The organism is Streptomyces africanus (assembly GCF_030816955.1).
Taxonomy (GTDB): Bacteria; Actinomycetota; Actinomycetes; order Streptomycetales; family Streptomycetaceae; genus Streptomyces; species Streptomyces africanus.
This window is the reverse complement of sequence record NZ_JAUSYP010000001.1, coordinates 4,381,719-4,402,344: the sequence shown is the minus strand read 5'-3', so window position 1 is coordinate 4,402,344 and position 20,626 is coordinate 4,381,719. Positions and strand designations below refer to the sequence as shown.

At 72.3% G+C, this 20,626-nt stretch carries 18 protein-coding genes and 1 tRNA gene; 10 read left to right on the top strand and 9 right to left on the bottom strand.

The window, feature by feature from the left end; all coding sequences use genetic code 11:
- Positions 1–28: 28 nt before the first annotated feature.
- The 4 genes from QF034_RS20465 to QF034_RS20450 form a co-directional block, all read right to left on the bottom strand.
- Complete coding sequence (locus QF034_RS20465; RefSeq protein WP_307179933.1) at positions 29–358, bottom strand: rhodanese-like domain-containing protein; 330 nt, start codon at positions 356–358, stop codon at positions 29–31.
- Between the two features lie 65 nt (positions 359–423).
- Entirely contained in the window at positions 424–1,272 is an 849-nt protein-coding gene (locus QF034_RS20460; RefSeq protein ID WP_307176314.1) for a hypothetical protein, read from the bottom strand.
- A gap of 70 nt (positions 1,273–1,342) precedes the next feature.
- Positions 1,343–2,779, bottom strand: a complete 1,437-nt coding sequence (locus QF034_RS20455) for a DUF2252 domain-containing protein (RefSeq protein ID WP_307176313.1) — start codon at positions 2,777–2,779, stop codon at positions 1,343–1,345.
- A 138-nt stretch (positions 2,780–2,917) separates the two neighbouring features.
- Positions 2,918–3,625: a ScbR family autoregulator-binding transcription factor gene (locus QF034_RS20450; protein ID WP_306965427.1), complete on the bottom strand. Its 708-nt coding sequence runs from the start codon at positions 3,623–3,625 to the stop codon at positions 2,918–2,920.
- A gap of 264 nt (positions 3,626–3,889) precedes the next feature.
- On the opposite strand from QF034_RS20450, the gene QF034_RS20445 reads away from it, so the two are divergent.
- Together QF034_RS20445 and QF034_RS20440 are read left to right on the top strand one after the other, a co-directional pair.
- Positions 3,890–4,846: a ScbA/BarX family gamma-butyrolactone biosynthesis protein gene (locus QF034_RS20445; protein WP_307176312.1), complete on the top strand. Its 957-nt coding sequence runs from the start codon at positions 3,890–3,892 to the stop codon at positions 4,844–4,846.
- Positions 4,843–5,778 carry an NAD-dependent epimerase/dehydratase family protein gene (locus QF034_RS20440; protein ID WP_307176311.1) on the top strand — a complete coding sequence of 312 codons (936 nt, stop codon included), beginning with the start codon at positions 4,843–4,845 and terminating at the stop codon, positions 5,776–5,778. Before QF034_RS20445 ends, QF034_RS20440 begins: the two co-directional genes overlap by 4 nt.
- On the opposite strand, the gene QF034_RS20435 is transcribed toward QF034_RS20440, so the two are convergent.
- From QF034_RS20435 to QF034_RS20420, 4 genes are all read right to left on the bottom strand, one after another.
- Positions 5,723–7,063 (bottom strand): cytochrome P450 family protein, encoded by a 1,341-nt coding sequence (locus QF034_RS20435; RefSeq protein WP_307176310.1) that lies wholly within the window; start codon positions 7,061–7,063, stop codon positions 5,723–5,725. The two genes, QF034_RS20440 and QF034_RS20435, sit on opposite strands and share 56 nt — an antisense overlap.
- Before the next feature lie 155 nt (positions 7,064–7,218).
- On the bottom strand, positions 7,219–7,914 hold the full coding sequence (locus QF034_RS20430; protein ID WP_307176309.1) for a ScbR family autoregulator-binding transcription factor: 696 nt from the start codon (positions 7,912–7,914) through the stop codon (positions 7,219–7,221).
- Positions 7,915–8,043: 129 nt separating this feature from the next.
- Positions 8,044–8,703, bottom strand: a complete 660-nt coding sequence (locus tag QF034_RS20425; protein WP_307179932.1) for a response regulator — start codon at positions 8,701–8,703, stop codon at positions 8,044–8,046.
- On the bottom strand, positions 8,693–9,964 hold the full coding sequence (locus QF034_RS20420; RefSeq protein WP_307176308.1) for a sensor histidine kinase: 1,272 nt from the start codon (positions 9,962–9,964) through the stop codon (positions 8,693–8,695). The genes QF034_RS20425 and QF034_RS20420 overlap by 11 nt, the downstream gene beginning before the upstream one ends.
- 156 nt (positions 9,965–10,120) lie before the next feature.
- Between QF034_RS20420 and QF034_RS20415 the strand changes: the two genes are divergently transcribed.
- Genes QF034_RS20415 through QF034_RS20405 form a run of 3 tightly spaced genes read left to right on the top strand, consistent with a single transcriptional unit; the run spans position 10,121 to position 13,880 of the window.
- Positions 10,121–10,846 carry an ABC transporter ATP-binding protein gene (locus QF034_RS20415; protein WP_307176307.1) on the top strand — a complete coding sequence of 242 codons (726 nt, stop codon included), beginning with the start codon at positions 10,121–10,123 and terminating at the stop codon, positions 10,844–10,846.
- Entirely contained in the window at positions 10,840–13,287 is a 2,448-nt protein-coding gene (locus QF034_RS20410; protein ID WP_307176306.1) for an FtsX-like permease family protein, read from the top strand. The genes QF034_RS20415 and QF034_RS20410 overlap by 7 nt, the downstream gene beginning before the upstream one ends.
- Before the next feature lie 59 nt (positions 13,288–13,346).
- The gene (locus QF034_RS20405) at positions 13,347–13,880 is read left to right on the top strand and encodes a winged helix-turn-helix transcriptional regulator (protein ID WP_307176305.1); all 534 of its coding nucleotides are present in this window, start codon (positions 13,347–13,349) and stop codon (positions 13,878–13,880) included.
- A 128-nt stretch (positions 13,881–14,008) separates the two neighbouring features.
- Here QF034_RS20405 and QF034_RS20400 read toward each other — a convergent pair.
- A tRNA-Leu gene (locus tag QF034_RS20400) sits at positions 14,009–14,092 on the bottom strand.
- A 473-nt stretch (positions 14,093–14,565) separates the two neighbouring features.
- Here QF034_RS20400 and QF034_RS20395 point away from each other — a divergent pair.
- The 5 genes from QF034_RS20395 (at position 14,566) to QF034_RS20375 (ending at position 20,589) form a co-directional block, all read left to right on the top strand.
- Positions 14,566–15,432: an FHA domain-containing protein gene (locus QF034_RS20395; RefSeq protein WP_307176304.1), complete on the top strand. Its 867-nt coding sequence runs from the start codon at positions 14,566–14,568 to the stop codon at positions 15,430–15,432.
- A 10-nt stretch (positions 15,433–15,442) separates the two neighbouring features.
- Positions 15,443–15,952, top strand: coding sequence for an FHA domain-containing protein FhaB/FipA (locus QF034_RS20390; RefSeq protein ID WP_020273104.1), 510 nt, complete (start codon positions 15,443–15,445; stop codon positions 15,950–15,952).
- A 132-nt stretch (positions 15,953–16,084) separates the two neighbouring features.
- Positions 16,085–17,641, top strand: a complete 1,557-nt coding sequence (locus tag QF034_RS20385) for a Stp1/IreP family PP2C-type Ser/Thr phosphatase (RefSeq protein ID WP_307176303.1) — start codon at positions 16,085–16,087, stop codon at positions 17,639–17,641.
- A 27-nt stretch (positions 17,642–17,668) separates the two neighbouring features.
- Positions 17,669–19,117, top strand: coding sequence for an FtsW/RodA/SpoVE family cell cycle protein (locus QF034_RS20380; RefSeq protein WP_307176302.1), 1,449 nt, complete (start codon positions 17,669–17,671; stop codon positions 19,115–19,117).
- Positions 19,114–20,589, top strand: coding sequence for a peptidoglycan D,D-transpeptidase FtsI family protein (locus QF034_RS20375; protein WP_307176301.1), 1,476 nt, complete (start codon positions 19,114–19,116; stop codon positions 20,587–20,589). Before QF034_RS20380 ends, QF034_RS20375 begins: the two co-directional genes overlap by 4 nt.
- Positions 20,590–20,626: the final 37 nt, after the last annotated feature.

Below are 20,626 nucleotides of genomic sequence, written 5' to 3'. Positions count from 1 at the left end.
CGACCGACGCCCAAGGGCGATACAGGCGCTACAGGACGAACCCGGGCTGCCCGTCGTCCGTCACGACGGGACGGCCCGCCGCCTCCCACACCTGCATGCCGCCGTCGACGTTCACGGCGTCGATACCCTGCTGGGTCAGGTACATCGTGACCTGGGCGGAACGCCCGCCGGAGCGGCAGATCACATGGACCCGGCCGTCCTGCGGGGCCGCCTCGGTCAGCTCGCCGTACCGGGCGACGAAGTCGCTGATGGGGATGTGCAGCGCCCCTTCGGCGTGACCGGCCTTCCACTCGTCGTCCTCCCGGACGTCCAGCAGGAAGTCGCCGTCCTTGAGGTCCGCGACCTCGACCGTGGGCACACCAGCTCCGAAACTCATGCGTCCGACGCTACCCGAACCGGCGCCCGGCCCGACCGGAACGCGGCTCAGCCCTCGGCGAGCAGCGCGGCCAGCTCCCGCTCCCTCTCGGTGACCTGGGTGAGCAGCTGCTGCCCGATCTCGTCCAGGAGGCCGTCCGGGTCGTCCGGGGCCAGCTGGAGCATGTGGCCTATGGCGCTCTCCTCCAGCTCCTTGGCGAGCAGGGCGAGCAGCTCCTTGCGCTGGGCGAGCCATTCGAGGCGTGCGTAGAGCTCCTCGGCGCGGCTCGGGCCCCGCTTCAGCTCGGGCCCCTTGGCCCACTCCTCGGCGAGCTCGCGCAGCTCCGCCGCGTCGCCCCGGGCGTAGGCGGCGTTCACCCGGGTGATGAACTCCTCGCGCCGCTCGCGTTCCTTCTCCTCCTGCGCCAGGTCCGGGTGGGCCTTGCGGGCCAGCTCGCGGTAGAGCTTGCGGGCCTCCTCGCTGGGGCGGACCCGCTGCGGCGGCCGGACCGCCTGGTCCGTGAGCATCGCCACGGCCTCCGGGAACAGGCCGCTGTCGTCCATCCAGCCGTGCAGCAGCTCCTCGACGCCGGGGATGGGCGCGAGCCGGGCCCGGGCCTCCTCCGCCCGGCGCCGGTCCTCCGCGTCGCCGCTGCGGGCGGCTCTGGCCTCCAGGATCCGGGCGTCCAGCTCCTCCAGCCGGGCGTACAGCGGACCGAGTTTCTGTTCGTGCAGCCGGGAGAAGTTCTCGATCTCGACGCGGAAGGTCTCCACCGCGATCTCGTACTCGATCAGCGCCTGCTCGGCGGCCCGCACGGCCCGCTCCAGCCGCGCCTCGGGCCGCGCCGCATCACCTTCGGGCGTCACCCGTTCCTCACCGGCGCCGCCACCACCCTGCTCAGCTTCCGGGGTCGTCACCCGACCAGCGTAGGCCACGGCCCGACCGCTCCGGCGCTCCGGACAGTCGGACTCCGAAGGTCCTCGGGGGTCACACCCCCATCTCCGCGGCGACCTTCCCCGCCCGCACCGCCGCCACCAGGTCCGCGTGGTCCGCCTCCGTACGGTCCGCATAGGCGACGGCGAACGCGGCCGTCGCCTCGTCCAGCTCCTCGCTCTTGCCGCAGTAGCCGGCGATGAGGCGAGGGTCGGCGCTATGGGCGTGGGCGCGGGCCAGGAGGGCGCCGGTCATCCGGCCGTAGTCGTCGATCTGGTCGGCGGCCAGGGCGGCCGGATCGACGCTGCCCTTGCGGTTGCGGAACTGGCGGACCTGGAAGGGTCGCCCGTCGACCGTCGTCCAGCCCAGCAGGATGTCGCTGACGACCTGCATCCGCTTCTGCCCCAGCACGACCCGCCGGCCCTCGTGGCCGGCCGCGGGTGCGTCGAAACCGGCCGTCAGCAGATGCGGCACCAGCGCCGACGCCCGCGCCTCCTTCACCTGGAGCACCAGCGGCTCGCCCCGGTGGTCCAGGAGCAGCACCACGTAGGACCGGGTGCCGACACTGCCGGTGCCGACGACGCGGAAGGCCACGTCGTGCACCGCGTGCCGGGCGAGGAGCGGCAGGCGGTCCTCCGGCAGCGTGCCGACGTACTCCTCCAGGGACGCCGCCACCGCAGCGGCCTCCTCGTCCGGGACGCGCCGCAGCACCGGCGGGGCGTCGACGAAGCGGCGTCCGCCGTCCCGCGTGGCCTGAGTCGACTTGGCCGCGAAACGGCCGCTGGTGTTGTGGCGGGCCTTCTCGGAGACCCGCTCCAGCGTGCCGAGCAGGTCGTGGGCGTCCGTGTGGGAGACGAGCTCCTCGTCCGCGATCGCGTTCCACGCGTCCAGCACCGGGAGCCTGGCCAGCAGGCGCATGGTGCGGCGGTAGGCGCCCACCGCGTCACAGGCCGCCTTGCGGCACCTGTCCTCGTCCGCTCCGGCCTCCCGGCCCGCGAGCACCAGGGACGCCGCGAGGCGCTTCACGTCCCACTCCCAGGGGCCGGGCACCGTCTCGTCGAAGTCGTTCAGATCGATGACCAGGCCGCCGCGCGCGTCGCCGTACAGGCCGAAGTTGGCCGCGTGGGCGTCGCCGCAGATCTGGGCCAGGATCCGGGTCATGGGGGTGCGCGCCAGGTCGTGGGCCATGAGGCCCGCTGCGCCGCGCAGGAACGCGAACGGGGTGGCGGCCATGCGGCCGACCCGGATCGGCGTGAGCTCGGGGAGCCGGCCGCGGCCCGACTCCTCGACCGCGCTCACCGCGTCGGGCCGGGACGGGTCCGGATCCAGCGTGGCGTGCGCGCTGCGCGGGATCCGCTCGCGCAGGGCCTTGCCCTCGTCCTTGGGCGAGCCCTCGACGGGCCACTCGGCGAAACCGCGCACCCGCGGCAGCCGACGGGGCGCCCCCTGCGCCGCCGCCCCGCTCGCGGCTCCAGCACCGTCCCTGGTCACACCGACCGCCTCCCCCGCACGCGCACGAACATCAACTCGTGCGACCGTACAGCCGACGGCCGAAACCCGTCAGACCCTGTGGACAACTCCACAGCTGTGGACAACCCGTGCGGAGCACACCGGCTCCCAGAGGGGGCCCTAGGCCCCCGTCGAGACCTGCGTGGGCACAGCCCCCTTCTGCACCTGAACCTGCACCCGCCCCTGCACGGGCAACTCCACCTGCCCCTGCGCCAGCACCCGCTCGGCCCGCTCCGCCGAGATGTCGAGCCGGGCCAGCACCGCGGGAACGGCGATGCTCGGCAGGAAGTGTTCGAACATCACGACGATGCGGCGCTCCAGATCCTGCCGCTGGCAGCGCAGCTGCGACAGCAGCTGCACCCCCGAGAAGCCGCCGACCAGCAGCTCCGCCGTCTCCGCCACGTCGACATGCGGCAGCAGTTCGCCCTGCGCCTTCGCCTCCGCCAGCATCTGCACGTTCTGGTCGATCCACATCCGGAAGGCCGGAGTGCGGTCGAGGTCCATCGCCCCCTGGTCGAGGGCGAGCCCCACACTGGCGCGAACCAGCGGTTCGGACCGCAGCCGGCGTGCCAGCACCAGACCGGAGTCGACAAGTTCCTGGAGCTTGCTGGACTGCGGCGGCAGCGTGATCGCGAGCTGTTCCTCGAACACCCCCACCGCCAGCTCCTCCTTGGAACCGAAGTGGAAGTACAGCGCGCCCTTGGTGACGCCCGCCCGGTCCAGGATCTCCCCGATGGTGGCCGAGGTGTAGCCGCGTTCGTCGAAGACCGCCGCGGCCGCTTCGAGGATGGTCCGCCGGGTGCGGATCGCGCGCTCCTGTCGCGCCATCGCGTGCCTCCTGATCTCCGTCAATTCCAGTGAAATCGCTGTGCAGCGGGGGCGCGAGAGCCTGTCCCAGCGGTTTGGCTCACCCTTTGAAAAAAACCGGCTCGTCCGTATCTTAGTCAAACGCCGACCTCAGCCAGGCAGCCGATCGGGGGGGTTCTCGTGCCGCAGTCAGAACCTTTAAGCGCACCCAGGGACGATCAGACCGGACAGGAGGGCCGTCCGGCAAACAGAACGACCGCGGCCGTCGAGAACGCGCCACACGCCGTGGCCACCGACCCCACAGAACCCCCCGACGCCCCCGGAGTCCCCGAAGCCGTCCCGGTCACCAAGGAACTCGCCCACCGCACCACCGAAGCAGACGTCTTCCCCACCCGGTGGCGCCGAATCTCCGAAACCCGTTTCCGCTTCACCGCTCACTGGCCGGCCGCCCACGCCTTCTTCGGCCCTGTGGACGACCGCCACCAGGACCCGATGATCGTGGGCGAAACGTTGCGGCAGGCCTCGATGGTGCTCGCGCACGCCGAGTTCGGCGCCCCCGCCGACACCCACTTCGTCATGTGGGACCTGACGGTCCACACCGACCCGTCCGCGCTCCTGCTGGCGGACGCGGCCGAACCGGTCGAGGTCGACGTCGTGTGCTCCGAGATACGCCGTCGCGGTCGCGGCCTGAGCAGCATGCGCACCACGATGGAGTTCCGCCGCGCGGGACGCTTCGTCGCCCGCGGCACCGGCAGCACCGGCTGCACCTCGCCGCTCGCCTACCGCCGTCTGCGGGCCAGGCAGTTGGCCGAACTGGGCACGCCGGTGCCGCTGCTGCCGGGCATATCACCGGCGCTCGCCGGCCGCTCCCGCGCCGAGGACGTCGTCCTCGCCCCCGCCGACCGCCCCGGCGTCTGGCGGCTGCGCGTGGACACCGGCCACCCGGTGCTCTTCCCACGGCCCAACGACCACGTGCCCGGCATGGTCCTGTTCGAGGCGGCCCGCCAGGCGGCGACCGCCGCGACCGGCCGGCACCCCTTCCTGCCCCGCTCGATGACGGCGGCCTTCTCCCGGTACGCCGAGCTGCACAGCCCCTGCTGGATCGAGACGGAAGTGCTCGACGAGGATCCGCGGGAGCCGGGGGAGACGACCGTACGGGTCTCGGGGCGGCAGGACGGCGAGTCCGTCTTCAGCGCCACGCTGACCTGCGCGCAGCCGGCCCGGGTGCGGTCCCTGTCGTGACAGCCGACTTTCTGATCACGGGCGCGAGCGGCTTCGTCGGCAGCCGGGTCGCCGCCACCGCGCACCGGCAACCCGGCGTCCGCGTACGGAATTTGTCACGCCGTACGCCTCCGGAAGCCGGCCCCGGCGAGTTCGTCCGCGGCGACCTCGGCGACCCGCCCTCCCTGCGCGGCGTCTGCGCGGGCGCCGACGTCCTGGTGCACTGCGCCACGCGGATCGACGGCGACGCCGGGACGGTCGAGGCCGTCAACGACCTGGGCACGCGGGCCCTGGTCGAGGAGGCCGTGCGCGCCGGGGTGCACCGGATCGTGTACGTGAGCACGGCCGCCGTGTACGGCCGCGGCCCCTTCCGCGGTGTGCGGCCCGGGGAGGTGCCGATCGCGCCCGTTTCGGCCACCAGCCGCACCCGGGCCGCCGCCGAACGGCACGTCCTCGACGCGGGCGGCCTGGTGCTGCGCCCGCACCTCGTGTACGGCGAGGGCGACCGGTGGGTCGTCCCCGGACTGGTGTGGCTGCTGGGCGAGTTGTCGGCGACGACCCTCACCGGCTGCGAGGCGCTCCAGTCGATGATCGACGTCGACACGCTGGGCCGTGCGGTGGTGGCCGCGGCCCTGTCCCCGGCGCACGACGGCGGTGTGCACCACGTCAACCACCCCGAGCCGGTGGCGGTCCCGGACCTGCTCGGGGCCGTGCGCACGCTGTCGGCGGAGCCCGGCGGCGGTGCGGTGGTGGACGTCGCCACCGCCCTGGACCGGGCCGCCGGGAAGCCGCTCGCCCTCCATCACCTCGGCATGCTCACGGTCGACCACTGGTTCGTGGACGACGCCTTCTGGAAGGACCTCGACTGCTCCCCCGGTGACGGGTTCGCGGCCGGGTTCAGGCGCGCGGCACCCTGGTACCGCTCGTTCCTCCAAGGCCGGAAAGCTTTCTGATCGCCTCCGCCTCTTCCGGACGCGGACCCGGCTGCGAACCGGGATCGCGGCCGTGCAGCAGCACGGGCAGCTCCTGGTGTCCGGTGGAGATGATGGACCGCAGCCGCCGCGGAGGCCGGGACGGATCGGCCAGGGCCAGCCGCGGGAACCGGTCGAACAGCGAGGTCAGGGCCACCGTCGCCTCGGCCATGGCCAGGGGCCGGCCCAGACAGTGGTGCACGCCGTGGCCGAAGGAGACGTGGTCGCGGCTGGTGGACCGGGTGACGTCGAACCGCTCGGCGTCCGGGCCGTGCCGCTCGGGATCGCGCCCGGCACCGGCGAACGAGACCACGACCGGATCGCCCTTCGGAATCGTCAGACCTGGCCCGATCTCGATGTCCTCGACGGCGTACCGCAGCCCCGACATGGCGCCGGGCGCCTCGAAACGCAGCGACTCCTCGATGGCGTCCTCCCAGGTCACCTGCCCGGAGCGGACGAGTGCGAGCTGGTCGGGGTGGGCGAGCAGGCTGTGCACGGTGTTGTCGATGAGGTTGACGGTCGTCTCGAAGCCCGCGGTCAGCAGCAGGATCAGGTTGTCCATCAACTCCTGTTCACTGAGGCTGCCTTCGTCGTGCGCGGCCATCAGGGCCGTCGTCAAGTCGTCGGCCGGGTGCTCGCGCTTGTACTGCAGGAACGCGGTCAGCGTGCCGTACAGCTCGACTCCGTTGGCCTGGGCGTCCTCCAGGGTGATCGCCGTGTCGAAGAAGCGGCTGATGATGCGGTAGAGGGCACCCCGCGGACCGTCCTCACCCGGCGGTACGCCGAAGAGTTCGCACACCACCTCGTGCGGTATCGGCGCCGCGAACGCCGCCCGCAGGTCGACGACTTCGCCCTCGGGGGTCCGCTCCAGGCCGTCCAGCGCCCGGTCGACGATCTCCTGGACGCGCGGCAGCAGCGCGTCGACGCGGCGTTTGGTGAAGGCGGCGGCCATCGGTTTGCGCAGTCGGCTGTGGTCGGCGCCGTAGGCCGTGACCATGTTGCGCACCGACACCCAGATCGCGAGCGGCCAGGTGCGGGAGATGTCCCCGTTGATCCAGGCCGGCCAGTGCTGGAAGGCGTCCTTGCTCGTCTCGGGGCCGGCCAGGAGCCGCTTGTTCAGCTCCAGGCCGTTGATCCACCACGCCCGTACGCCGCCCGGGAGTTCCACCTCCACGGCCGGTCCCTGGGCGCGGATCCGGGATATCTCGCCGTAGAGGTCCTGGCCGGACGGGTCGATCGCCAGGAAGGGGCAGGCGTGCTGTGCCATGACTCATCGCTCCTTGGTCCAGAGGCTGGGGAACCATCGTGCGATCTACGTGACGAAAAAACTTGGCATCCGGTTTGTTTTGGCCACCACTTCACCCGCTGTCAGCCAGGGGAAGCCCGACCGCGGGTCGCCCGGGCGCCGACCGGGACGCCCCGCTACCGCAGCGCGAGCCCCGCCCGGTCCGGCTCCTCCAACGCCCCGTCGGTCTCCTTCTCCCCCGCTTCCCTGCCGGGGTCCGGCTCGGTCCCGGCCGGGTCCAGGGCACCCTCCAGGTGCGGTGCGGCCACGCACGGCAGCAGCAGGTGCCACAGGTCGGTCAGCGAGGGGCGGGCGAGCCAGCCGGGGTCCTCCCGGGCCAGCACCTCGATACCGGTCGTGGCGGCGAGGACGACGGCGCTGGAGCGGTGCGGCGGCATCCCGACGGCGAGTTCGCCCCTGCGCTCGGCCTCGGCCAGCAGCTCGTGCACGCACTCCCGCCACTCCCGGCGCAGGTCACGCACCCGCCCGGCGACCGCCTCGGCGTTCAGCCGCAGCCCCGCACGCGCCACGACATCGGCGCACAGCAGCCGGGCGACGTGGTGCGTGACGTCCACGAGGCGCTGGAGAGCGCACCCGTCGCCGCCGCGGACCCGGGCCGCGATCTCGCGCAGGGCACGGGCTGCCGCGTGCTCGACGGCTTCGGCCACGGCGGCCTTGTTCGCGAAGTGGAAGTGCAGCGCCCCGGAACTGACGCCGGCTCCCGCGCTGATCTCCGCGAGGCTGGCCCGGACGTATCCCCGTGCCTCGAACTGCTCGGCCGCCGACCGGATCAGCGCGAGACGGGTCCGGACGGCCCGGTCCTGTTTGGTCACCCCTGGCTCCCGTGGAGGGCTCTGATGGCGACGCAATGAAACCAACTCGCTGGTTTTTCCACAACGCGCCGATGAGCCGGGAGCCTTGGTCCAGCCGCCCACCCCCGCCTACGCCGGCGCGACGCGCCCCTACGCCCGCAAATACGCCAGCACGGCCAGCACCCGGCGATGGGTCTCGTCCGCCGGGGGCAGGTCCAGCTTGGTGAGGATGCCGGAGATGTGCTTGCCGACGGCCGCCTCGGAGACGACCAGTTCGCGGGCGATCGAGCTGTTGGACCTGCCCTCCGCGATCAGCGCCAGCACCTCCCGCTCACGCGGGGTGAGCCGCTCCAGCGGATCGCGGCGGCGGCGCAGCAACTGCCGTACGACCTCGGGGTCGACGACCGTGCCGCCGTCGGCCACCTCGCCGAGCGCCTCGACGAACTCCTCGACCTGGCCGACGCGGTCCTTGAGCAGATAGCCGACGCCCGTGCCGTCACCGGAGTCCAGCAACTCGGCGGCATAGCGGCGCTGCACGTACTGGCTGAGGACCAGGACGGGCAGCGTGGGCCGCTCCTGGCGCAGCCGTACGGCCGCGTGCAGGCCCTCGTCCTGGAAGCCGGGAGGCATCCGCACGTCCGTCACCACCACGTCGGGGGCGTGCTCCCCGACCGCGGCGATCAGTGCCCCGGCGTCCCCCACGGCCGCGACGACCTCGTGTCCGCAGCGGACGAGCAGCCCGACGAGCCCGTCCCGCAGCAGCACACTGTCCTCGGCCAGGACCACCCGCAGCGGTCGCTCAACTCGCAGGGCCACAAGGGATCTCCACACGCAGCAGGGTCGGTCCGCCGGGCGGACTGGACAGGGAGAGTCTGCCATCGAGCACCGACACCCGGTCGGCGAGTCCGGTCAGCCCGCTGCCCTCCCCGGCCCGCGCACCACCGCGCCCGTCGTCGCGGATCTGCAGCACCAGCCGGCCGTCGCGGTGCCCGCCGCTCACCTCCGCCCGGCTCGCCCCGCTGTGCCGGCCCACGTTGGCGAGCGCCTCGCACACCACGAAGTACGCGGCGGCCTCGACGGCCTGGGAGAGCCGCCCGGGCAGCTCCAGGTCGACGTCCACGGGCACGGCCGAGCGGTCGGCGGCGTCGGCGACGGCGGCTTCGAGGCCGTAGTCGGCGAGGACCTTGGGGTGGATGCCGTGGATGAGCTCGCGCAGTTCCGCGAGGGCCGTACCCGCCTGCTCATGGGCCTTGGCGAGCTGGTCGGCCAGCGGTCCGGGCGGGGCGTCCAGCCGGGCCAGGCCGAGCGTCATCGTCAGGGCGACGAGCCGCTGCTGCGCCCCGTCGTGCAGATCGCGCTCGATCCGCCGCCGTTCCGCCTCGAAGGCATCCACCAACCGCACCCGGGACCGGGCCAGTTCGACCACCCTGGCCCCCAGGTCGGCCTCGCGCGGGGCGATCAGCAGCCGGGCCAGCCCGGCCCGCGCACCGGCGGCGACACCCAGCAGGTAGGCGCCCAGGACGAGCAGGAGCAGTCCGAGGACGGCGAACCCGACGGCAGCCGGCCAGGTGGTGACCAGCCACACCTTGAGCACCTTCGCCTCTCCGGAGACGGCCATGAGCACCGGAGTCGCCCCCACGGAGAGCGGCCCCAGCAGAAAGGCGGTGAACACGAGAGCGTCGACCGGCCACAACAGCCCCGCGAACAGCAGGGCATGGCCGAACTCCCGCCAGGTGGCCCGCTCCCGCAACCGGGTCGACAGCCAGGCCCACAGCCCCGGCTCCCCGGGCGCCTCGTGCGGGTCGGACGCCGGCTCCGCGTCGACCAGCCGCAGCCGGAACCGCTCCAGAGCCGCCACCGGAATGCCCGCCAGGGCCGTCCCCAGCAGCAGAGGAAGCCCCACCAGCGCCAGGGCGAGCACCCCGCCCGCCGCCACCGAGACCACGATCCCCACGAGCACGACGGCACCGGTCACCGCGCCCGTGAGCAGGTATGCGGCCGACCGCCACGGCCACGCCCGCAGCAGATAGCCGGGGCGGGACATGGCCTGCCACACGTTCCGAGGATGCATGGGGATCACCGTAGAAGCGGGCCGGGGCCCCGGCCATGGGCCCAGACGGAGGCCGGAGGGTATGCCTGGCCCTACCCCAGGTCTAGGCCCCGCCGCACTGCGCCGGCCCGCCCCCGCCCGGTTTCGTGGAAGCGACACCGACACCAGGGGGCACCCATGACACCCGACGCCATCCGGCTGGACTCCGTCACCAGGGCATACGGGCCCTTGACCGCACTCGACGAGGTCTGTCTGGCGTTCCCCGCCGGGACCTTCACCGCCGTCATGGGCCCCTCCGGCTCCGGCAAGTCGACCCTGCTCCAGTGCGCCGCCGGCCTGGACCGGCCCACCTCCGGCTCGGTCACCCTCGCCGGCACCGAACTGGCCGGGCTGAGCGAGCGCCGGCTGACCCTGCTGCGCCGCGAGCGCGTCGGGTTCGTCTTCCAGGCGTTCAACCTGCTGCCCTCGCTGACCGCCGAGCAGAACGTCGCCCTGCCCCTGCGGCTGGCCGGCCGGCGCGTCCCGAAGGCTCGCGCGCGCCAGGCGCTCCAGCAGGTCGGCCTCGCCGAACGAGCCCGGCACAGACCGTCCCGGCTCTCCGGCGGCCAGCAGCAACGCGTCGCCCTGGCCCGCGCGCTGATCACCCGCCCCGACGTGCTGTTCGCCGACGAACCGACCGGCGCCCTGGACACACGGACCGGCCGCGAGGTGCTCGGGCTGCTGCGCGGCATGGTCGACCGCGAGGGTCAGACGGTCGTCATGGTCACGCACGACCCGGTGGCCGCCTCGTACGCGGACCGCGTGGTCTTCCTCGTCGACGGGCGCGTCCACGGGGAATTGACCGCTCCGAGCGCCGACACCGTCGCCGCGCGCATGACCCGACTGGAGGCCGTGCCGTGCTGAGCGTCGCCCTGCGCACCCTGCGCACCCGCTGGGCCACCTTCACCGGCAGCTTCGTCGCGCTGTCGCTGGGCGTGGCGCTGCTGACCGTGACGGGCCTGGCCCTGGCCTCGTCGGCCGGCGCCCCGCAGCGCGCCCCCGAACGCTTCGCGGCGGCACCGGTCGTCGTCAAGGCCCAGGACACCCTGCGCGCGCCGACCCCGGCAGGCGACCGCGTCTCCCGCCTCGCCCACCCGCGCCCGCTGCCCGCCACGACCGTCGCGGAGGTGCGGAAGCTGGGCCCGGTCGTGGCGGACAGATCCTTCGCCGTCCGCGTCACGAAGGCCACGGACGCCCCCACGGACCTCGTCGGCCACCCCTGGTCCAGCGCCGCGTTCGCCCCCTACGACCTTGCCACCGGCCGGGCCCCCCGCACGGCCGGCGAGGTCGCCGTCACCGGCGACTGGACCCGCCCCGGCCAACGCCTCCACACCGACCGGGGCCCGGTACGCGTCGTCGGCACGCTCACCTCGCGCGGCTTCGAGAACGCCGTGTTCTTCACCGACGCCCGCGCAGCCCGACTCGCGCCCGCGGTCCCCCAGTTGGCCGTCGAGGCCGATCCGGCAGCCGTGCGGGAGGCGGTGGGCGACACCGCCCAGGTCCTCACCGGGGCCGCGCGCCGCCTCGCCGACGCCGACCCCGGCCGGGACGGCGAGGCGCTCACCGCGATGAACTCCCTGTTCGGCACCGCCGGCGGCGTCACCGCCTTCGTGTCGGTCTTCGTCGTGGCGTCGACCTTCGCCTTCGCGGTCGCCCAGCGGCGCCGGGAGTTCGCCCTGCTGCGCACCGCCGGGGCCACCCCGGGCCAGATCCGCCGGACCGTCCTCGTCGGAGCCCTCGCCGTCGGCACGCTCGCCTCGGCCGCCGGCTGCGCCCTCGGCTCCCATGCGGCGCCGCGCCTCGCGGCCTGGGTCGTCGGCAACGATCTCGCCCCGGCCTGGTTCACCATCGGCGACCACACCTGGCCGTACCACGCGGCCTTCTGGACCGGCCTGCTCGTCGCGCTGTGCGGAGCGACCGCGGCGTCCTGGCGGGCCGGCCGCACCGGCCCCACCGAGGCGCTGCGCGAGGCCGCCGCCGAGAGCGGCACCCTCACCCGGGGCCGCCTGCTGTCCGGCACGGCCCTGCTGCTGGCGGCCGCGGTGACCCTGGGCCTGTCCCTGGCCGGTGACCCGGCCGACCTGCTGCACCGCAAGACCTACATCAGCCGCCCGATGCTGCTGATCACCGCGGCCGCCCTGCTCTCCCCGCTCGTGCTGCGCCCCCTGACCCGGCTGCTGACCTGGCTGCCGGGCCCCTGCGCCCTGCTGGTGCGCGAGAACACCGCCGCCGGGATGCGCCGCACCGCCGCGCTCGCGGCCCCCGTCCTGGTCACCGTCGCCCTCGCGGGCTCCCTCCTCGGTGCCACCGCGACCCTGAACCGGGCGCAGACCGCCGAGACGAGCGAGCGCACCACCGCCGCCTTCGTCGTGACCCCGCCGGCCGGCACCGGCTTCGACGCCGCCGCCCTGCGCCGACTGCGCGCCGTCCCGGGCACCGAGATGTCACCGACGTCCTCGACGGCCGTCCACGTCCTGGAGGACGGCGTGGCCCTCATCCGCTCCGAGGCCCGCGCCGCCGCCCCCGGCCCCCTCGCGGCCACCACCCGCCTGCCCCTGGCCGCCGGAGCGGTGGGCGACCTCGACGACGACTCGATCATCGTCAACGAGGAGTGGCAGCGGCACCGGGTGGGCGACCGCGTCCGGATCTGGCTCGGTGACGGAACACCGCGCACCCTGCGGATCGCCGCGGTGATGCCCACCGGCACCGGCGACAACGGCGTCTACGTCACCCCGCGCAACGCCCCGGGCGCCACGGTCGACCGGATCGACGTGGCCCTGGCCGCCGGCGCGGACCCGAAAACCGTCGCCACCGCCCTCCACCAGGCACTCGGCACCGGGAACGGCCAGGTCCTCACCCGGGCGGAATGGATCCGGGCCACCCACCCCGAGACCCAGCGCACCACCCGCCTCGGCCTCCTGCTGGTCCTCGGCATCGCCCTCCTCTACACGGGCATCTCCGTGGCCAACACCATGGTCATGGCGACGTCCGACCGGGCCCGCGACCTGGCCGTGCTGCGGCTGGCCGGCGCCACTCGGTGGCAGGTCCTGCGGCTGACCGGCGCCGAGGCCCTGACGGTCGTGGCGGCCGGCGCCCTCCTCGGCCTCCTGGTCGCCGCCGTCAACCTGGCCGGCATGGCGGGCGCCCTCGCCCTGCTGTCGGCCCCGGTCACGGTCGAGCTCCCCTGGCAGGCCCTCGGCACGACGACGGCCGTCTGCGCCCTCCTCGCCGTGACCTCCGCGCTCACCCCGGCCGCCCTCGCCCTGCGCCGCCGCCCGGCGGAACTGGCGGGCGTACGGGAGTGACAGGTGCAGGACGCCCGGGGCCGGGTTCATCTCGTGATGAGACCGATAATCTGGCAGCCGTGAAACGGACCTCGTTCGACACCTGGCCCTGCTCCATCGCCCGCACCGCCGACATCCTGGGCGACGCCTGGAGCCTGCTGGTGCTGCGCGAGGTCTTCTACGGCGAATCCCGCTTCGACGGCTTCATCGGCTCGCTCGGCATCGCCCGCAACACCCTCACCGACCGGCTGCGGCGCCTGGAGTCCGAGGGCCTGCTGCGGCGGCAGGCCTACCAGAGCGACCCGGTCCGCCACGCGTACCTGCTGACGGACAAGGGCCGCGACTTCTTCGGCGTACTCGCCGCGATCAACGCCTGGGGCGACCGCTGGCTGGCCGGCGACGAGGGCGCCCCGGTCGTCCTGCGTCACACGCCGTGCGACCACGACACCGAGGCCCGGGTCGTCTGCTCCTCCTGCGGCGAGCCGCTGCGCCACCAGGACATGGCCGCCCGCACCGGCCCCGGCTACCCGGCCCGCCTCCTCGACGACCCCGCCGTACGCGAACGCTTCGCCCCCGGCCGGTCGCTGGGGGACGCCCGGGCCGACCAGGCCTGAGAACAACGAGGCCTGAGAGCTTCCTCACACGCGCGCACCCCTGGGCGCCGCGAGACAACCCTCACATCCTCGGACACGAGGAGGCACGAAAAAGGGCGGCATCTGAACGATGCCGCCCTTTTCGACGGTGCGCGAGGGGGGAGTTGAACCCCCACGCCCTTGCGGGCACTGGAACCTGAATCCAGCGCGTCTGCCTATTCCGCCACCCGCGCATTGGGTGTGTCGTGGGCTCCTGCCCCAGGGGGCCCGGCGCCTTCCGACACCCAGAACATTAGCACGCGGGGCGGGGTGGATTCACATCCGTTCTTCCGCAGGCAGACCCGCCTCCGAACCTTCGGTGCCCTGGCCACGTATCAACGCGTGCCGCTGCACGTATCAACCTCGTACCGGTACCCCCGTCTCCCCAGGAGGCGGTCGGGGTCCACAGCCGGGTGCGGGACACTGGTCTGCAGCCGCCTCTACGATCCTTGTCAGGAGTCCGGGAGAGCGGTTGCGCGGCAGCCGTAGCACCGGAGGAGTTCGAAGGAGAGCTCCACAGGGAACTTCGTCATGCGTCGACACCCGTCGGCCGTGCTGACAGGGGGAACCAGCCGATCGAGCGGCGCGTGGATACGATCAGTAAGCAGTACCAGGCAAGCGGCCCGCAGGGCAGTACACAGGACGGCAGCGACGGAGGAGGTGCCCCATGGGAGTCCTGAAGAAGTTCGAGCAGCGTCTCGAAGGTCTGGTCAACGGCACCTTCGCCAAGGTGTTCAAGTCCGAGGTCCAGCCCGTCGAGATCGCCGGCGCGCTCCAGCGCGAGTGCGACAACAACGCCACCATCTGGAACCGCGACCGGACGGTCGTGCCCAACGACTTCATCGTGGAGCTGAGCACGCCGGACTTCGAGCGGCTCAGCCCCTACTCCGGCCAGCTCGGCGACGAGCTCGCCGGCATGGTGCGTGACTACGCCAAGCAGCAGCGCTACACCTTCATGGGCCCGATCAAGGTGCACCTGGAGAAGGCCGACGACCTGGACACCGGTCTGTACCGGGTGCGCAGCCGCACGCTCGCCTCCTCCAGCAACCAGCAGGGCCCGTCAGGCGCCGCCGCACCCGCGGCCCCGCCCGCCGGACGTCCCGGCGGCTACGGCTACCCGCCGGCCGCCGCGCCCGCGGGCGCCCCGCCCATGCCGGCCGCGCCGCCGCCCGGCGGCGGCCGCCCCGGCGGTTACGGCTACCCGCCGGCCGCGAGCGCCCAGCGGCCCCCGGCCGCCCCGGCCGCCGGCGGACGCACGCGCCACTGGATCGAGATCAACGGCACCCGCCATCAGATCTCCCGCCCGACGCTGGTGCTGGGCCGCAGCACCGACGCCGACGTGCGGATCGACGACCCCGGCGTCTCCCGCCGGCACTGCGAGATCCGGACCGGAACGCCCTCGACGATCCAGGATCTCGGATCCACCAACGGCATCGTGGTGGACGGGCAGCACACCACCCGCGCTACGCTCCGCGACGGCTCGCGGATCGTCGTGGGCAGCACCACCATCATTTACCGGCAAGCCGAAGGGTGAAGCGGGGGCAATGTCAGAGCTGACCCTCACGGTCATGCGGCTGGGTTTCCTGGCCGTACTGTGGCTGTTCGTGATCGTGGCCGTGCAGGTCATCCGGAGCGACCTGTTCGGTACGCGCGTCACCCAGCGCGGATCGCGCCGGGAGGCAGGCCGGCAGCAGCAGGCCGCCCGCCAGGCCCCGCCGCAGCAACGCCAGCAGTCCGGCGGCGGCCGCCGCGGCCGTAACGCTCCCACCAAGCTGGTCGTGACCGAGGGCACCCTCACCGGCACCACGGTCGCGCTCCAGGGCCAGACCATCACCCTGGGCCGGGCGCACGACTCGACGATCGTGCTGGACGACGACTACGCCTCCAGCCGCCATGCCAGGATCTACCCGGACCGCGACGGCCAGTGGATCGTCGAGGACCTCGGCTCCACCAACGGCACGTACCTGGACCGGAACCGGCTGACGACTCCCACACCGATTGCGCTGGGCGCGCCGATCCGCATCGGCAAGACCGTCATCGAGCTGCGGAAGTAGTACGACAATGAGCGAGCGGAGCGAGCACGCAGTGGCGGGCCCCACCCCGGGCCCCGGCGCGCTCCCGACCGGAGGGTGGGCAGTGTGGCTCGACACGACCGGCTGTACCCGGAGCCGACAGGCGAGGTGCGCATGAGTCTGTCACTGCGCTTCGCCGCCGGATCGCACAAGGGGATGATCCGGGAGGGCAACGAGGACTCCGGATACGCCGGCCCGCGCCTGCTCGCCATCGCCGACGGCATGGGCGGCGCCGCGGCGGGCGAGGTCGCCTCCTCCGAGGCCATCTCCACGATCGTCGCGCTCGACGACGACGTCCCCGGCTCCGACATCCTCACCTCGCTCGGCACGGCGGTCCAGCGCGCCAACGACCAGCTGCGCTCGATGGTCGAGGAGGACCCCCAGCTCGAGGGCATGGGCACCACCCTCACCGCCCTGCTCTGGACCGGCCAGCGCCTCGGCCTGGTGCACGTCGGCGACTCGCGCGCGTACCTCCTCCGCGACGGCGTCCTGACGCAGATCACGCAGGACCACACCTGGGTGCAGCGCCTGGTCGACGAGGGCCGCATCACCGAGGAAGAGGCCACGACCCACCCGCAGCGCTCACTCCTGATGCGCGCGCTCGGCAGCGGCGACCACGTCGAACCGGACCTGTCCATCCGCGAGGTCCGCGCCGGCGACCGCTACCTGATCTGCTCCGACGGCCTGTCCGGCGTGGTGTCCCACCAGACCCTGGAGGACACCCTCGCCAGCTACCAGGGCCCCCAGGAGACCGTCCAGAACCTGATCGAGCTGGCACTGCGCGGCGGCGGCCCGGACAACATCACCGTCATCGTCGCCGACGTCCTGGACCTGGACACCGGCGACACCCTCGCCGGGCAGCTGTCCGACACCCCCGTCGTGGTCGGCGCCGTCGCCGAGAACCAGCATCAGCACCACGACAACGGCATCATGCAGACCCCCGCCGGCCGCGCTTCCGGGCTCGGCCGCCAGGGGCACGGCCAGGGCGGCGGAGGCGGTGAGTTCGGCCCGCCCGGCTCCGGCGACACCACCGGCTACATCCCGGCGGCCGGCCTGGGCTACGGCGACGACGACTTCGCCAAGCCCCGCGGGAAGGGCCGCTGGCTGAAGAGATCCTTCTACGGCGTCCTCGCGCTGGCCGTCATCGGCGGCGGCCTGTACGGCGGCTGGCGCTGGACGCAGACGCAGTACTACGTCGGCGCCGAGGACGAACACGTCGCGCTGTACCGGGGCATCAGCCAGGACCTGGCCTGGGTGTCCTTGTCGAAGGTCGAGAAGGACCACCCCGAGATCGAACTCAAGTACCTGCCGCCCTACCAGCAGAAGCTGGTCAAGGCGACCATCGCCGAGGGCGGGCTGAAGAACGCCCAGGCGAAGATCCAGGAACTGTCGGTGCAGGCCTCCGCGTGCAAGAAGGAGGCGCAGCGGCGCGAAGCCGAGAGCGAGAACAACGCCAAGACCGGCGAGGGCGAGGCCGGGGGCACCACGGGAACCACTCCCGCCTCCTTCACGTCCAAGGCCACACCGACGCCGAACCCGTCGAACCCGTCGGGCTCGCCGTCGACGCCGGAGAAGTCCCCGAACCCGTCCACGACCGCACCTACTCCCAGCCCCGGCCCCAGCCTCTCGGAGGAAGAGCAGAAGGTCGTCTCGCTGTGCGGTAAGCAGTAGGCAAGCCGTGAGAGGCCCTGTTACACGATGAGCGGTACGAACACATCGCACTCGCCGCAGCACCACACGTCCACGATCGGCGCGATCGGCGCACCGAGCAGACGCAACACCGAGCTGGCACTGCTGGTGTTCGCCGTCGTCATCCCGGTGTTCGCCTATGCCAACGTCGGCCTGGCCATCAACGACTCGGTGCCGCCGGGCCTGTTGAGCTACGGCCTCGGACTCGGCCTGCTCGCGGGCGTCGGCCATCTCGTCGTACGGAAGTTCGCGCCGTACGCGGACCCGCTGATGCTGCCGCTGGCGACGCTGCTGAACGGGCTCGGTCTGGTGGTCATCTGGCGCCTGGACCAGTCCAAGGGACTCAGCAACTACGCCGATGCCGCACCGCGCCAGCTGCTGTACTCGGCGATGGGCGTCACCCTGCTGGTGGCCGTGCTGATCTTCCTCAAGGACCACCGTGTCCTGCAGCGCTACACGTACATCTCCATGGCGGGTGCGCTGTTCCTGCTGGTCCTGCCGCTCGTGCCCGGACTCGGCGCGAACATCTACGGCGCCAAGATCTGGATCAAGATCCCCGGCCTCGGCACGCTCCAGCCCGGTGAGTTCGCGAAGATCGTCCTCGCGGTCTTCTTCGCCGGTTATCTCATGGTCAAGAGAGACGCCCTGGCCCTGGCCAGCCGCCGCTTCATGGGCCTGTACCTGCCCCGCGGCCGCGACCTCGGTCCGATTCTCGTCGTCTGGGTGATCTCGATCCTCATCCTGGTCTTCGAGACCGACCTCGGTACGTCCCTGCTGTTCTTCGGGATGTTCGTCATCATGCTGTACGTCGCCACCGAGCGGACCAGCTGGATCGTCTTCGGTCTGCTGATGTCCGCGGTCGGCGCCGTCGGTGTGGCGAGCTTCGAGCCGCACATCCAGACGCGTGTGCAGGCCTGGCTCGACCCGATGCGCGAGTTCGAACTCTCCCGCGCCGGCGTCCAGGACGGCGTCGTCCACTCCGAGCAGGCGATGCAGGCCCTGTGGGCCTTCGGCTCCGGCGGCACGCTCGGCACCGGCCTCGGACAGGGCCACTCCGACCTCATCGGCTTCGCCGCCAACTCCGACTTCATCCTCGCCACCTTCGGTGAGGAGCTCGGCCTGGCCGGCGTCATGGCCATCCTGCTGCTCTACGGCCTGATCGTCGAACGGGGCGTGCGCACCGCACTCGCGGCCCGCGACCCCTTCGGCAAGCTGCTGGCCATCGGCCTGTCCGGCGCCTTCGGCCTCCAGGTCTTCGTCGTGGCCGGCGGCGTCATGGGCCTCATTCCGCTGACCGGTATGACGCTGCCGTTCGTGGCCTACGGCGGTTCCTCCGTGATCGCCAACTGGGCCCTGATCGGCATCCTGCTACGCATCAGCGACACCGCCCGCCGCCCGGCTCCCGCTCCCGCCGGCGACCCCGATGCCGAGATGACCCAGGTGGTCCGCCCGTCATGAACAAGCCCCTGCGCCGAATCGCGATCTTCTGCGGCCTGCTCGTTCTGGCCCTGCTGATCCGCGACAACTGGATTCAGTACGTCAAGGCCGACGAACTGAGGACCGACACCAAGAACCGCCGCGTCTCGATCGAGCGCTACGCCTCGCCGCGCGGCGACATCATCGTCGGCGGCGACCCCATCACCGGGCACGCGACGACCACGTCGGGCGACTTCAAGTACAAGCGCACCTACAAGGACGGGCCCATGTGGGCGCCCGTCACCGGCTTCGTCTCGCAGGCCTTCGGCGCCAACCAGCTGGAGAACCTCGAGGACGGCATCCTCTCCGGCAACGACGACCGGCTCTTCTTCCGCAACACGCTCGACATGCTGACGGGCAAGAAGAAGGAGGGCGGCAACGTCGTCACCACGCTCAACGCCGCCGCGCAGAAGGCCGCCTACAACGGCCTGAAGAAGCAGGGCGGCAAGGGCGCGGTGGTGGCTCTGGAGCCGTCCACCGGCAAGATCCTGGCGCTGTCGTCCTACCCGTCGTACGACCCGTCGTCGATCGCCGGCAACAGCTCCAAGGACGCCGAGGCCTGGAAGAAGCTGGACAAGAAGAACAACCCCGACGACCCGATGCTCAACCGGGCCCTGCGCGAGACGTACCCGCCGGGCTCCACCTTCAAGGTCCTCACCGCGGCCGCCGCCCTGGAGGACGGGCTGTACACGGACGCGGACCAGAAGACGAAGTCGCCGCTGCCGTGGACCATGCCGGGCACCACGACCCAGCTGAAGAACGAGGGGAACATCCCCTGCGAGAACGCCACCCTCCGGACGGCGCTCCAGTACTCCTGCAACACCGTCTTCGGCAAGATCGGCTCCGACCTCGGCAACGAGAAGATGCTGGCCGAGGCCAAGAAGTTCGGCTTCACCGAGGAGCAGTTCACGCCGGTCCGCTCCAGCGCGTCGGTGTTCTCCGACAACATGAACCCCTCGCAGACCGCGCTGTCCTCCATCGGCCAGTTCAACACCGCGGCCACCCCGCTCCAGATGGCCATGGTCGCCTCGGCCGTCGCCAACAACGGCACTCTGATGAAGCCGTACATGGTCGACGAACTCCAGGCCCCGAACCTCGACACCATCGAGAAGACCGACCCGGAGGAGATGAGCAAGCCGATGTCGGCCGAGAACGCCCAGATCCTCCAGTCGATGATGGAGACCGTGGTCGACAAGGGCACGGGCACGAACGCCAAGATCGACGGCGTCAAGGTGGGCGGCAAGACCGGTACCGCCCAGCACGGCGTCGACAACAGCGAGAACCCCTACGCGTGGTTCATCTCGTACGCCAAGGGCGACGACGGCAGCTCGCCGGTCGCCGTGGCGGTCGTGATCGAGGACGACAACGCCGTCCGTGACGACATCTCCGGCGGTGGCCTCGCGGCGCCGATCGCGAGGAACGTGATGGAGGCGGTCATCGACAGCAAGAAGTGACCCCGCTCACGTCTGCTTCACATCGATGCACGTTGCG